The organism is Streptomyces sp. A0642, from assembly GCF_004795105.1.
GTDB lineage: Bacteria > Actinomycetota > Actinomycetes > Streptomycetales > Streptomycetaceae > Streptomyces.
The window spans coordinates 54,765-67,942 of the sequence record NZ_SSBL01000013.1; the positions used below are offsets into that span (position 1 = coordinate 54,765).

A 13,178-nucleotide genomic window follows, 5' to 3' on the forward strand; every position below is an offset into this window, starting at 1 on the left:
CCTGACACCGCTTCCGCAGGAACGATGCTCGTCACCTGGCGCTGCTCCTGTTCGGTCCCTGTCCGGCCACACACCCGCACCGGTCCGCTGCGGCCACCGCACTGCTGATCCCGCTCACGACTTGACCAGCCCCTTGGTCGCATCGGTGGCGTCCCCGCCGAGCGCCAGATACACGTCTTCGAGGCTGGGCGTCGCCAGGGTGAAGTCGTCGAGTGCCGCGAAGGCCGCGCCACCGGTGACCGCGGCGACCGCGGCCCTCGCCTCGTCCGGCCCGAGCCGCAGCACCCAGCGGCGCCCGGACTCCTGCGCGGACGCCCGCAGGGCGGCGACCTCGGGGACCTCGAGCGGGGCCCGCTCGCGCCACACCAGTTCCACCCGCACCTCGCCCGCGACCCGCTCCTTGAGCCCGGCCGGGGTGTCGCAGGCGATGACCTTGCCGCGTGCGATGACGGCGACCCGGTCGAGGACGGTCTCGGCCTCGATGACGTTGTGGGTGACCAGCAGCACCGTCGCACCGCGTTCGGCACGCCGCCGGTCGACGGCTGCCCAGACGGCGCGCCGGGCCACGGGGTCCATGCCGGTCGTCGGCTCGTCGAGGATGAGCACCGGCCGCTCCCCGACCAGCGCGGCCGCGACGCAGGCGAGCCGCCGCTGCCCGCCGGAGAGCTTCTTCAGGGGCCGGCCGGCGAGTTCACCGAGGCCGAGTTCATCGAGCACCGCGTCGCGTTCGGCCCGGGCCTCGCGCACGGGCAGGCCGCGCAGCCGCCCGGTGGTCTCGGCGGCGAGGCCGACGGTCAGCTCGTCGAGCGCGGTCGACTCCTGCCCGAGGTAGCCGATCAGCCGGGAGGCCCGTTCCGGGTGGCGGACGAGGTCGTGGCCCAGCAGGTCGACGCTGCCGGAGTCGGGCCGCATCAGTCCGGTGAGCTGTCGTACGAGGGTGGATTTACCGGCGCCGTTGGGGCCGAGCAGTCCGAAGATCTCACCGCGCCGGATGTCCAGGCTGATGCCGTCGGTGGCGCGCACCTCGGGTGTGGCGGGGGTGCCGCGCCGCCCGCGGGCCGCGGGGTAGGTCTTCACCAGGTCGCGCACCGCGCACACGGTGCCGTTCGCCGTCTGCGCCTGTGCTGTGCCCGTACTCACGAGGTACGAGACTACGGGGTCCGGGGACCCGCATGACGCCCGGGGCCGCACCGATCGGGCATCAATGCGGCAATTGCGTGGCGGGGTGGGCACCTCGCCCACCGAGGCTGCGCCGGACCCGGGACGGACTCGGACCGGGACGGACCCGGACCCGGGACGGCCTCAGTCCCGGGACGACCTCGGACCCGGGACGGCCTCAGTCCCGGGACGGCACCGCGTTCTCCGGTTTGCCGGCGGACGCGTGCCGGTCGGCCGACGCTGCGGGCTTCTCCCCCGCGGGCGCGTGCTCCGCGGCGGCCCGTACGTCGATCTCGCGCCAGAATCCCGCCCGGATCGCGTACCGGTCGTGCTCGTCGATCTGGTCGTCCTTGTGGGCGAGCAGTCCGAACCGGGCGGCGTACCGCAGGAGCTCGCCGTCGATGCGGTGCGGGATGCGGGGGTACATGGTGGACAGCTTCTGCAGATGGACGGTCTCCGGCAGGCGCTCCATCCAGCGCCGGGCGAAGACCTGCCCCACCTCGAAGGGGTCGCCGCCGACCGTGGTGATGTCCTCCTCCCGGTCCGCCCAGCGCTGCTCGGCGCTGGTGAGCTGGGCGAGCGTCGGCAGGGAGGCGGTCTCCGGGGGTTCGCCGAGGGGGCCGCCGCGCTCCACCCAGCCCCGGTCGGACGACCAGCGCAGGGTCGCGTTGGCGGGCGGCGGGGCCGGGTGCTGCCGGTCCGCCTGTGCGGCGGGGCCCCGCAGAGCGCCCGCGAGGTCCTTCGGGGTGGGCACGCCCCTGCCGCCGTGGCCGTGCGCGGTGGTGTGGCCGGGCGTCTCGTCGTCGGCCTGCGCGGACGTGCCGTTGCGGGCGGCTTCGGCCTGGGCCTCCTGCGCCTCCTGGGCTTCCTGGGCCCGCTCGGCGGAGGCCGCGAGGGCCGCCTCCGGCAGCGGCGCGGAGAGGATCGCCGCGATCTCGGGGCGCGGGACGGGAGGCGGGGCGCAGGCCCCACCGGTCTCCTTGGCCCGGACCGCCTGGGTGATCCAGGCCCGGTCCAGCACGCGCCGCTCGTCGGCCTCGGCGACCAGGTCCTCCGACTGGTTGTAGTCGCCGTCGGCGGCCTGCACGGCCCAGAGGTGGACGGCGACGCCGTGTTCCTTGGCGGACATCAGGCCGGGCAGCAGATCGCCGTCACCGGTGACCAGGACGACGTCCGAGCAGGCCCGGTTCCTGGCGAGTTCGGTGAGTTCGGCGTGCATCGCCGCGTCGACGCCCTTCTGCGCCCACCGCCCGTCACTGCGGGTCAGGGCGCCCAGCCGGACCGTCACCCGCGGCATGACGCGCAGCCTGCGGTGTTCGGGCTGCGGTACGCGGTCGGGGGCGCCGTCGAACCAGTAGATACGCAGCAGCGGCTGTTCGGTGTCCGCCTCGGCCCGCTCTCTCAGACCCTGGATCAGCGCCGCGTGGTCGACGGTGATGCGCGAGCGGGCGGGTTCCCCCGCCAGCAGACTCGCGGCTGCGCCCAGCAGGTAGCCGGCGTCCACCAGGACGACGCAACGGTCCACGCGTTCCACCCTCTTCCAGGATTTTCGGGAACGGTTCGGCGGGTCCGGTCTTCGCGAAGGAGGCGGAACCGCTTACTCAGGGTTTCCTTCGAGTCTGCCCGACCACAAGGGGGTTGACGGCCGGAACTCGATCATCGGCGTGGCGGATCCGGAAAACGGCGCATCATACCCCCTCGCTACGCACGGTAATGATCCAACATGCGATGTTTATCCGATTATGTGAATCTGACAGCGGTCCTGGCCCCGAGAGTCCCCCTAGGAGGAACACCATGGCCAAGAACAAGAACCGCAAGCAGGGCAGCCAGCAGGACCGCGCGTCCGAGTCGGAGCGCGGTGCGCAGGAGGCACGGTCCACGGCTTTCGAGTCGCAGAACCAGTCCCAGGCGCAGGCCCAGGGCAGCCCTGCCGATGTTGCGCGTAAGCATCAGCGGCGCTTCGGCCACAACTGACCGGACTTCTCCGGTACGGCCACAGGCCGGTAGCCGAGAGGGGCGCACCCGCTTTCGCGGGGCGCCCCTCTCGTGCGTGTGCGTGCGGGCGGTCGCTCAGCCGGCCAGGCAGGACGGGCCGAGGAGCACCTTCAGGTCGCCGAAGAGCGCCGGGTCCGCCTTCACACGGTGCCGGTCGAGCCGGAGCACCGTCGTCTTGCGGGGGCCCTGGAGCCTGATCCGCACCTCGGTGTCACCCCGGTGGCTGTTGAGCACCTCGCCGAGCCGGCTGACCATGGGCGGGGTGATCTTGACGGTGGGGATGGTCAGGACCACGGGGGCGTTGGTGCCGGCGTTCGAGATGTCCGGAACCTGCATCTCCATGGCGACCAGCCGGGGCACGTCCTCGCGCTTGTCGAGCCGGCCCTTGACGAAGACGACGGTGTCCTCGACGAGCTGGGTGGAGACCAGCTGGTAGGTGGCCGGGAAGAACATGCACTCGATCGAACCGGCCAGGTCCTCGACCGTGGCGATGGCCCAGGCGTTGCCCTGCTTGGTCATCTTGCGCTGGAGGCCGGAGATGATGCCGCCGATGGTGACGATCGCGCCGTCGCTGTGCTCGCCGCCGGTGAGCTGCGAGATCGCCGCGTCGGACTTGTCGCTCAGCACGTGCTCGATGCCGAAGAGCGGGTGGTCGGAGACGTAGAGCCCGAGCATCTCGCGCTCCTGGGCCAGCAGGTAGGACTTCTCCCACTCGACGTCGGAGAACTCCACGTCGAGCCCGAAGCCCGGCTCGTCGCTGTCCTCCTCACCGCCGCCGAAGAGGTCGAACTGCCCCTCGGCCTCCTTGCGCTTGACCTGCACCACGTTGTCGATCATCGGCTCGTGGTGGGCCACGAGGCCCTTGCGGGTGTGGCCCATCTCGTCGAAGGCGCCGGCCTTGATGAGCGACTCCACGGTCCGCTTGTTGCAGACGACCGCCTCGACCTTGTCGAGGAAGTCGGGGAAGCTGCTGTACTTCCCCTTCGTCTTGCGGCACCGGATGATCGAGTCGACGACGTTCTGGCCGACGTTACGGATGGCCGTCAGTCCGAAGAGGATGACGTCGTCACCCTGCGCGGCGAAGTTCGACTCCGACTCGTTGACGTTCGGCGGGAGCACCTTGATGCCCATGCGCCGGCACTCGTTGAGGTAGACCGCCGACTTGTCCTTGTCGTCCTTGACCGAGGTGAGCAGCGCCGCCATGTACTCGGCGGGGTAGTTCGCCTTGAGGTATCCGGTCCAGTAGGTGACCAGGCCGTACGCGGAGGAGTGGGCCTTGTTGAAGGCGTATCCGGCGAACGGGACCAGCACGTCCCACAGCGCCTTGATCGCGGCGTCGGAGAAGCCGTTCTTCTTGGCGCCCGCCTCGAAGAGGACGAAGTTCTTCGCGAGCTCGTCGGCCTTCTTCTTGCCCATCACGCGGCGCAGGATGTCGGCCTCGCCGAGCGAGTACCCGGCGACGATCTGGGCGGCCTTCTGCACCTGCTCCTGGTACACGATCAGGCCGTAGGTGAGGCCGAGGACCTCCTTGAGCGGCTCCTCCAGCTCCGGGTGGATCGGGGTGATCTCCTGGCGGCCGTTCTTGCGCTCGGCGTAGTTCGTGTGCGAGTTCATGCCCATCGGGCCCGGCCGGTACAGGGCCGAGACGGCGGAGATGTCCTCGAAGTTGTCGGGCTGCATCTGGCGCAGCAGGGAGCGCATCGGCCCGCCGTCGAACTGGAACACCCCGAGCGTGTCACCGCGGCAGAGCAGTTCGTACGTCTTGGGGTCGTCCAGCGGCAGCGACAGCATCTCCAGGTCGATGCCCTTGTTGGCCTTCACCATCTTGATGGCGTCGTCCATGATCGTCAGGTTGCGAAGACCCAGGAAGTCCATCTTGAGGAGGCCGAGCGACTCGCACTGGGGGTAGTCCCACTGCGTGATCGTCACGCCGTCGGTGTGCCGCACCCAGATCGGCGCGTGGTCGACGATCGGCTCGCTGGACATGATCACGCCGGCCGCGTGCACGCCCATCTGCCGGACCAGTCCCTCCACGCCCTTCGCCGTGTCGATGACCTTGCGGACGTCCGGCTCGTTCTCGTACATCGACCGGATCTCGCCGGCCTCGCTGTAGCGGGGGTGCTTGGGGTCGGTGATGCCGTTGAGGTCGATGCCCTTGCCGAGGACGTCGGCGGGCATGGCCTTGGTGAGGCGGTCGCCCATCGCGTACGGATAGCCGAGGACGCGGGCCGAGTCCTTGATCGCGTTCTTGGCCTTGATCTTGCCGTAGGTGCCGATCATGGCGACCTTGTCGGCGCCGTACTTCTCCGTCACGTACCGGATCACCTCGACGCGCCTGCGCTCGTCGAAGTCGATGTCGACGTCGGGCATGGAGACGCGCTCGGGGTTGAGGAAGCGCTCGAAGATCAGTCCGTGCTCGATCGGGTCGAGGTCGGTGATGCCCATCGCGTACGAGACGATCGAGCCGGCGGCGGAGCCTCGGCCGGGGCCGACCGCGATGCCGTTGTTCTTGGCCCACATGATGAAGTCGGCGACGACCAGGAAGTACCCGGGGAACCCCATCTGGATGATGATGTCCATCTCGTACTCGACCTGCTTCTGCCGGTCCTCGGGGACCCCGCCCGGGAAACGGCGGTTCATCCCGGCGCGGACCTCCTCCTGGAACCAGGTGATCTCCGTGTACCCCTCCGGGATGTCGAACTTCGGCATCAGGTCGCGCTTCTCGAACATCCCGGTGGTGTCGATCTGCTGCGCGACCAGCAGGGTGTTGGCGCAGCCCTCCTGCCAGGCGTCCGAGGAGTCGACGCCGTACATCTCGTCCGTCGTCTTGAGGTAGTAGCCGGTGCCGTCGAAGCGGAAGCGGTCCGGGTCGGAGAGGTTCTTGCCGGTCTGGATGCAGAGCAGCGCGTCGTGTGCGGCGGCCTCGCTGGCGTACGTGTAGTGCGAGTCGTTGGTCACGAGCGGCGGGATGTTCAGCTTCTTGCCGATTTCGAGGAGCCCGTCACGGACCCGGCGCTCGATCTCGATGCCGTGGTCCATCAGCTCCAGGAAGTACTTGCCCTCGCCGAAGATGTCCTTGTAGTCGGAGGCCGCCTGGACCGCCTCGTCGAACTGTCCGAGCCGCAGCCGGGTCTGCACCTCGCCCGAGGGGCAGCCGGTGGACGCGATCAGGCCCTCGGACCACTGGGAGATGGTCTCCTTGTCCATGCGCGGCCACTTCTGCAGCCAGCCCTCGGCGTAGGCGTCCGAGGACAGCTTGAAGAGGTTGTGCAGCCCCTTGGCGTTCGACGCCCAGATCGTCTTGTGGGTGTAACCGCCCGAACCGGAGACGTCGTCCCGCTTCTGGTGCGGCTGGCCCCACTGGATCTTCCGCTTGTGCTTGCGCGACTCGGGAGCGACGTACGCCTCGATCCCGATGATCGGCGTCACGTTCGCCTTCTGGGCGGAGTGGAAGAAGTCGTACGCCCCGTGCAGGTTGCCGTGGTCCGTCATGGCGATATGGGACATGCCCATCTCGTTGCAGGCCTCGAACATGTCCTTGAGCCGCGCGGCACCGTCCAACAGCGAGTACTGGGTGTGGACGTGAAGGTGCGTGAAAGGCGGCTTGGTCACGGCGCTGTGCCTCCGGGGGAACGGCGGATGTCGACTGGGGGGGACAGCGTGGAAGTCTACGTCTCCCGGGTCACGAGTGACGGGCACTCCGCGATACGGTCGCGCGTTGGAAGGGCGAGGACACCCGCCCTTTTTGTCATGTACGTCGTCATGCAGGCCAGGTACCAGGAGGCACCCAGAGATGTCGGAAACGCAGACCGGCGCAGCGCGGCGCGGGGAGCAGATCCTCGAGATCTTCGACACCGCTTTCGGTGAGCTGCTGGCCGCCGATCCGGCTGCCTTCCGGGTGAAGTTCCGCAAGATGGCGGGCTCCGCCTTCGCCTTCTACCGGGGCACGGCCTGCCTCTTCTACCACGACCTGGAGGGGGAGCGGCACGGCGGCCCGTACCTCGACGAGCGCACCGGCCGGGTGTGGATCCACGGCGATCTGCACGCGGAGAACTTCGGCACGTACATGGACGCCAACGGGCGCCTGATCTTCAATGTGAACGACTTCGACGAAGCCTATGTGGGCCCTTTCACGTGGGACCTCAAGCGCTTCGCCGCCTCCGTCGCCCTGATCGGCTACGCGAAGGCGCTGGGCGACGACCAGATCACCGAGCTCGTCCGGGTCTACGCGGCGGCGTACCGCGAGCGCATCCACGCGCTGGCGACGGGCGCGAAGAACGACGAGGTGCCGCCGTTCACGCTGGACACCGCCGAGGGACCGCTCCTGGACGCCCTGCGGGACGCCCGCTCGCTGACCCGGTTCTCGCTGCTGGACTCGATGACCGAGATCCGTGAGTTCGAGCGCAGGTTCGCGGAGGGCGGCGGCTCGATCGACCTCGACGCGGCGACGCGCTACAAGGTCCTGGCCGCCTTCGACGGCTATCTGGAGACCCTGCCGGAGTCGAGCCTGACCCGTCCGGACTCCTACCGGGTCAAGGACGTCGTCGGCCGGCGCGGGATCGGCATCGGATCGGCCGGGCTGCCCTCGTACAACATCCTTCTGGAGGGCAACAGCGACGCCCTGGAGAACGATGTCGTGATCTATCTCAAGCAGGCGCAGACCCCCGCCGTCTCCCGGCACATCACGGATTCGGCGGTGCGGGAGTACTTCCAGCACGAGGGACACCGCACGGTGATCTCGCAGCGGGCCCTCCAGGCGCACGCCGACCCGTGGCTGGGCTGGACCGAGCTGGACGGGGCCGGGCAGCTGGTCGCCGAGGTGTCGCCGTACGCGGTCGATCTGAACTGGTCGGACATCGACGAGCCCGAGGAGATCGCCGCGGTCGTCGCGGACCTCGGCCGGGCGACGGCGTCGATGCACTCGGCGGCCGACGACGAGAGCGGCCACTCGCTGGTGCCGTTCTCCACGGAGCGGGCGATCGACGCGGCGATCGCGGCGGACGAGGAGGGCTTCGGGGACCTGCTGGTGGACTTCGCGCACAGTTACGGGGCCCGGGCGCGGGCGGACCACCAGATCTTCGTGGACCTGTTCCGCAACGGCCGCATCCCGGGGCTGTAGGAAGGAGCGCGCGAGGGCCCTGTGTAAGCCTTCCCACAGGGCCCTCGCCCTTGAGGGCGGCCCTACAGGTTCCCGTGCGACACTCCCTGACGATGGATATCTCCGGGACGCAGCTCAGGGTCGTACGCGCGGCGCTCTTCACGGCGCTCGTCGTGACGCTCTCCGCTGCCTCCCATGTGCTGCTCTCGCAGGTGGCGCTGCCGCTGACCCTCGTCGCCGTGCTGGCCGGCGCCGTCTTCGCGCTGGCCTACGCGCTGGCCGGCCGGGAGCGCGGCTACGGGGCCATCGCCGGACTCCTCGTACCGCTGGAGCTGGCCGCCGACACCGTCTTCACCACCGGCCAGCACCTCTGCTACGGCGCGGCGGGCGGCCCGATCGCGGGTCCCCTGCGGTCGGTCGGCATCGACGCGCTGTGCGGCGGCGGTGACGTCGGGCCGGGCGCCAGGGGGCTCGGCAGCGTCGGCGAGGTGGGCACCCCGCTGGCCTCGGTGACCGCGGGTGGTCACGGCGCGGCCGCGCTGCTGGCCTCCCCCGGCCCCCTGGTGCCGTGGCTGCTGCTGGCCGCACATGTGACGGTCGGGCTGCTGGCCGCCGCCTGGCTGCACCGCGGCGAGCGAGCGCTCGCCGGGCTGCTGGGCGCGTGCGCCCTGCTGGCGTTCCGGCCGCTGCTGATCGCGGTGGCCGTGGCGGGGGCGGTCCGCCGCTCGGTGCGCCTGAAGGTCCGCACCGCCCGGCCCGGCCCCCACCTGCTCGTCCACGCCCGTCTGCTGGTGCACTCCGTGGGACGGAGGGGACCACCGCGCTCGGCCTGCGCCCACGCCTGAGCACGAAGTCCCCACCGCCCACGACCACGCACCCCACGGAGAACCGATCATGAGCAAGCGCAACAGCCAGGCCAACAAGTCCGCCGCCCGCGAGCGGCTGCGCGTCGAGCGCGAGCGCCAGGCCAAGAAGGACCGCACCCGCCGGCAGGTCGTCGTCGGCGTCTCGGTCGTCGCCGCCCTGGCGGTCATCGGCGGCGGCGCCTACGGCGTGATGCAGCTGAACAAGCCCGGCCACTGGGAAGCGGCGAAGGACTCGAAGAACATCACCGCGCCGAAGAACACCTCGGGCGAGAACGGCACGACCGTCGTGGTCGGCAAGTCGACCGCCAAGAAGACGCTGGAGCTGTACGAGGACTCCCGCTGCCCGATCTGCGCCACGTTCGAGCAGACCGTCGGCGAGACCGTCCACAAGGACGTCGACGCCGGCAAGTACAAGGTCAAGTACATCGGCGCCACGTTCATCGACAACAGCGACAACGGCGAGGGGTCGAAGAACGCCCTGAGTGCGCTGGGAGCGGCGCTCGACGTCAGCCCCGAGGCCTTCCTCGACTACAAGTACGCCCTGTACTCCGCGAAGTACCACCCGCAGGAGACGGACGACAAGTTCAAGGACGACGCCTACCTGATCAAGGTCGCCGACACGGTGGACGCGCTCAAGGGCAACGCCGCCTTCCAGAAGAAGGTCAAGGACGGCACGTACGACGCCTGGGCGATGAAGATGTCCGCCACCTTCGACAAGAGCGGTGTCCAGGGCACCCCGACGCTGAAGATGGACGGCAAGACGCTCACCGGTTCGGACAAGAAGAACGCCCCGATGACCGTGGCGGACTTCAACACCGCGATCACGGCCGCGCTGAAGGGCTGATCCGCCCGGCCCCGGACGAACGGGCAGGTGAACCCACTGGGCTCACCTGCCCGTTCGCGTACGCCGGGCGCGCGGACCGTCCAGATCCAGCCAATGTGGCCATGTTGAGGGCGGATGACGGCGTTGCTTCGGCCGGCGTTCAGGGCGGTGTTCGGGACGGATCCAATGCGGACACACCGGCCATCGGAACGGCTGGCACATGTCGTTCGTGTCTCAAACTTCGGAACGGGCAGAAGATTTTCTTCCCGTTGTACCGATCTGCACCCTGGATGATTGGGCCGGATCGATTCTCCCCCAGGCATGACATGCGCACGTAATCTCCCGGCGGCGGGTGAGGAAATCCCTCCCCCACACATCCGCGAGGAGTCCCTGTGCGCACTCTTGCTCGTATATCACCGCGCATGCGTCACCGTGCGATCGGCACCGCCGTCCTGGCCGGAACCCTGGCCCTGGCGCCCCTCACCGTCTCCTCCGGCGCCACCGCCGCCTCCGCCAGGACCACCGCCTCGGCCGACGCCTGCGCCGACTCCCCGGCCGGCGCCGCCGCGCGCCAGTCCCGCCCCTCGGGCCCGCGGCACGCGGCGGAACCCAACGAGCTCACCACCGCCCAGGCCGCGGCCATCGACAAGCAGCTGAAGCAGAGAGTCGCCGAGCGCCGGCTCACCGGCTCCACGCTCGCCGCCGGCGCGACCGTCCCCGTCTACTTCCACGTCATCCACTCGGGCACCACGGGCAAGCTCACCTCGGGCGACATCAGCAGCCAGATGAGCGTGCTGAACTCCGCGTACAGCGGCCAGGGCACCGGCAACACCCCCACCGGCTTCCAGTTCTCCCTGGCGGGCACCGACTACACGGACAACGCCTCCTGGTACAACCTCTCCTCGGGCTCGACGGCCGAGAAGGCCATGAAGACGGCCCTGCGCAAGGGCGGCAAGAACGCGCTCAACATCTACACCGCCAACCTCGGCGGCGGACTGCTCGGCTGGGCGACGTTCCCCAGCTCCTACAACTCCAGCCCGTCCATGGACGGCGTCGTGATCCTGGACGCCTCGCTGCCGGGCGGCTCGGCCTCCAACTACGACGAGGGCGACACCGCGACGCACGAGGTCGGCCACTGGATGGGGCTGTACCACACCTTCCAGGGCGGCTGTAACGGCAACGGCGACTACGTCTCCGACACCCCCGCCGAGAAGAGCGCCGCGTTCGAGTGCCCGACCGGGCGCGACACCTGCACCAGCAAGACGGGCGTCGACCCGATCCACAACTTCATGGACTACACGTACGACTCCTGCATGTACCAGTTCACCGCGGGCCAGGTGCAGCGGATGAGCGACAGCTGGACCGCGTACCGCGGCTGATCCCGCTCCGCCACACCCGAGGGGCCCCGCGCCGTCACCGTGCGCGGGGCCCCTCCCGTGCTCACAGCGTGGCGAGGAACCCGATCGCGACCTTCCAGGCCAGCTCGGCCGACGCCTGGTCGAAGTCCGGCAGCTCGGGATCGGTGAACAGATGCCCGGCGCCGGGGTAGCGGTAGACCTCGACATCGGCTCCGGTCCGCTGCATCTGCAGGTACCAGGAGTTCAGCCAGTCGTGCGTCTCGAACGGGTCCGGGTCGGCGACGTGCAGCTGTACGGGCAGCTCGTCCACGGAGGCGTTCTCGGCGATGTCCGAGGTGCCGTGGAACAGCAGCAGCCCGCGCGCCTTCGCGTCCCCGAGCGCCAGCGTCTGGGCGACGGAGGCCCCGAGCGAGAAGCCCACGTAGACCAGCCCGCGGTCGGAGTAGGGCGCCGCGGCCAGCACGGCCCGCTTCAGCAGCTCCTCCTTGCCCGTCTCCTCCTTGAAGGCCAGCCCCTCCTCGACGGTTTCGAAGGTGTGCCCCCCGAAGAGATCGGGCACGTGCACCTCGTGCCCGGCGGCGCGCAACCGGTCGGCGGCCGCGTGCACCGCCGGGCGGAGACCGTACGTCGAGTGGAAAAGCATGATGTTCATGAGGCCCATGGTGCCAGTTACGGTCGAGAGCATGGAGAGCGACAGCATGGAGAACGTACTGCGCCCGCTGGTCGTGCTGGGCGGTTCGGCGCTGATCACGGTCGTGGTGGCCTGGCTCCTCGACCTGCTGCTGAGACGCGCCGACGGCCGGCACCACGAGACGCCGCTGTGGGGTCTGCTGCGGCGCTGCCGGGTGCCGTTCCAGCTGACCCTGGGGACGGCGCTGCTGCGGGCCACGTACACCCACACCGCGCTCGGCGTGGTCGGCGACCACCGGGCCGGCATCGGGCAGGTGCTCAGCCTGGTCCTGATCGGGGCGTCGGCCTGGCTGGTCGTGCGGATCGCCGTCGCCGTGGTGGACTCCGTGTACGCGCGCTACGCGGCGAGCACCCGGGACCCGGCGCGGGTGCGCCGGGTGCGGACACAGGTGACGCTGATCCAGCGGGTGGTCGTCGCGATCGTGACGACCGTCGCCGTCGCCGCGATGCTCCTGACCTTCCCCGCCATGCAGACCGTCGGCACCTCGATGCTGGCCTCGGCCGGTGTCCTCGGCATCGTCGCGGGCGTCGCGGCCCAGTCCACGCTCGGCAATCTCTTCGCCGGCCTGCAGATCGCCTTCGGCGACATGGTGCGCATAGGCGACACCGTGGTGGTGGACGGCGAGTGGGGCACGATCGAGGAGATCACGCTGACCTTCCTCACGGTCCGGACCTGGGACGAGCGGCGGATCACGATGCCGGTCTCGTACTTCACCAGCAACCCCTTCGAGAACTGGTCGCGCGGCGGTGTCCAGATGACCGGCTCGGTCTTCTTCCACCTCGACCACTCGGCGCCGATCGCCGCGATGCGCGACCGGCTGCGGGACATCCTCGGGGAGTGCGCCGCCTGGGACGGCCGGGACTGGTCGCTCGCGGTCACCGACACGACGCCCTCGACGATCCAGGTGCGCGCGGTGGTCACGGCGAAGGACGCGGACGACGTCTGGACGGTGCGCTGCACGGTGCGGGAACAGCTGATCGGCTGGCTGCGCGACCACCATCCGTACGCGCTGCCGCGGCTCGCCACCGCTCCCGCGACGCTGCCGCCCGGCGACGCGTGGCCCATGGTGCACACCGTGGACGAGAAGCCGGCGGGCTGGGCCAAGGCGCCGCGTACCGGACGCGGCTGAGCGCGGGGGGCGCGGTCAGGGCGGGCCGGCTGGTTCCGGAGGCCGGCCGCTCGCCGGGCG

Annotated in this window: 10 protein-coding genes; 6 read left to right on the plus strand and 4 right to left on the minus strand. The window is 69.9% G+C overall.

Annotation, left to right across the window (positions count from 1 at the left end):
- Positions 1-114 precede the first annotated feature (114 nt).
- A complete protein-coding gene (locus E6R60_RS21770; protein ID WP_136328406.1) occupies positions 115-1,098 on the minus strand; it encodes an ABC transporter ATP-binding protein in 984 nt (327 codons plus the stop codon).
- A gap of 238 nt (positions 1,099-1,336) precedes the next feature.
- On the minus strand, positions 1,337-2,692 hold the full coding sequence (locus E6R60_RS21775; protein WP_240802647.1) for an NYN domain-containing protein: 1,356 nt from the start codon (positions 2,690-2,692) through the stop codon (positions 1,337-1,339).
- A gap of 260 nt (positions 2,693-2,952) precedes the next feature.
- Here E6R60_RS21775 and E6R60_RS21780 point away from each other — a divergent pair, with 260 nt between their 5' ends.
- Positions 2,953-3,132 carry a hypothetical protein gene (locus E6R60_RS21780; protein WP_136328305.1) on the plus strand — a complete coding sequence of 60 codons (180 nt, stop codon included), beginning with the start codon at positions 2,953-2,955 and terminating at the stop codon, positions 3,130-3,132.
- A gap of 96 nt (positions 3,133-3,228) precedes the next feature.
- Here E6R60_RS21780 and dnaE read toward each other — a convergent pair whose 3' ends face one another.
- Positions 3,229-6,765: a DNA polymerase III subunit alpha gene (gene dnaE / locus E6R60_RS21785; RefSeq protein ID WP_136328306.1), complete on the minus strand. Its 3,537-nt coding sequence runs from the start codon at positions 6,763-6,765 to the stop codon at positions 3,229-3,231.
- A 181-nt stretch (positions 6,766-6,946) separates the two neighbouring features.
- On the opposite strand from dnaE, the gene E6R60_RS21790 reads away from it, so the two are divergent.
- The 4 genes from E6R60_RS21790 to E6R60_RS21805 all read left to right on the plus strand — a co-directional run bounded on the left by E6R60_RS21790 (position 6,947) and on the right by E6R60_RS21805 (position 11,319).
- Positions 6,947-8,272 carry a DUF2252 domain-containing protein gene (locus tag E6R60_RS21790; protein WP_136328307.1) on the plus strand — a complete coding sequence of 442 codons (1,326 nt, stop codon included), beginning with the start codon at positions 6,947-6,949 and terminating at the stop codon, positions 8,270-8,272.
- A gap of 92 nt (positions 8,273-8,364) precedes the next feature.
- Positions 8,365-9,096 carry a hypothetical protein gene (locus E6R60_RS21795; protein ID WP_136328308.1) on the plus strand — a complete coding sequence of 244 codons (732 nt, stop codon included), beginning with the start codon at positions 8,365-8,367 and terminating at the stop codon, positions 9,094-9,096.
- 49 nt (positions 9,097-9,145) lie between these two features.
- Entirely contained in the window at positions 9,146-9,961 is an 816-nt protein-coding gene (locus E6R60_RS21800; RefSeq protein WP_136328309.1) for a DsbA family protein, read from the plus strand.
- A 401-nt stretch (positions 9,962-10,362) separates the two neighbouring features.
- Positions 10,363-11,319, plus strand: a complete 957-nt coding sequence (locus E6R60_RS21805; RefSeq protein WP_136328310.1) for a zinc metalloprotease — start codon at positions 10,363-10,365, stop codon at positions 11,317-11,319.
- A gap of 61 nt (positions 11,320-11,380) precedes the next feature.
- Here the strand turns inward: E6R60_RS21805 and E6R60_RS21810 are convergent, their stop codons facing one another.
- The gene (locus E6R60_RS21810; RefSeq protein ID WP_136328408.1) at positions 11,381-11,959 is read right to left on the minus strand and encodes a dienelactone hydrolase family protein; all 579 of its coding nucleotides are present in this window, start codon (positions 11,957-11,959) and stop codon (positions 11,381-11,383) included.
- A gap of 37 nt (positions 11,960-11,996) precedes the next feature.
- Here E6R60_RS21810 and E6R60_RS21815 point away from each other — a divergent pair, with 37 nt between their 5' ends.
- Positions 11,997-13,118: a mechanosensitive ion channel domain-containing protein gene (locus E6R60_RS21815; protein WP_136328407.1), complete on the plus strand. Its 1,122-nt coding sequence runs from the start codon at positions 11,997-11,999 to the stop codon at positions 13,116-13,118.
- Positions 13,119-13,178 lie beyond the last annotated feature (60 nt).

Coding starts and splice junctions, on each gene's coding strand:
- E6R60_RS21780 (WP_136328305.1), top strand. CDS start 2,953: ATGGCCAAGAACAAGAACCGCAAGCAGGGCAGCCAGCAGGACCGCGCG.
- E6R60_RS21790 (WP_136328307.1), top strand. CDS start 6,947: ATGTCGGAAACGCAGACCGGCGCAGCGCGGCGCGGGGAGCAGATCCTC.
- E6R60_RS21795 (WP_136328308.1), top strand. CDS start 8,365: ATGGATATCTCCGGGACGCAGCTCAGGGTCGTACGCGCGGCGCTCTTC.
- E6R60_RS21800 (WP_136328309.1), top strand. CDS start 9,146: ATGAGCAAGCGCAACAGCCAGGCCAACAAGTCCGCCGCCCGCGAGCGG.
- E6R60_RS21805 (WP_136328310.1), top strand. CDS start 10,363: ATGCGTCACCGTGCGATCGGCACCGCCGTCCTGGCCGGAACCCTGGCC.
- E6R60_RS21810 (WP_136328408.1), bottom strand. CDS start 11,959: ATGGGCCTCATGAACATCATGCTTTTCCACTCGACGTACGGTCTCCGC.
- E6R60_RS21815 (WP_136328407.1), top strand. CDS start 11,997: ATGGAGAACGTACTGCGCCCGCTGGTCGTGCTGGGCGGTTCGGCGCTG.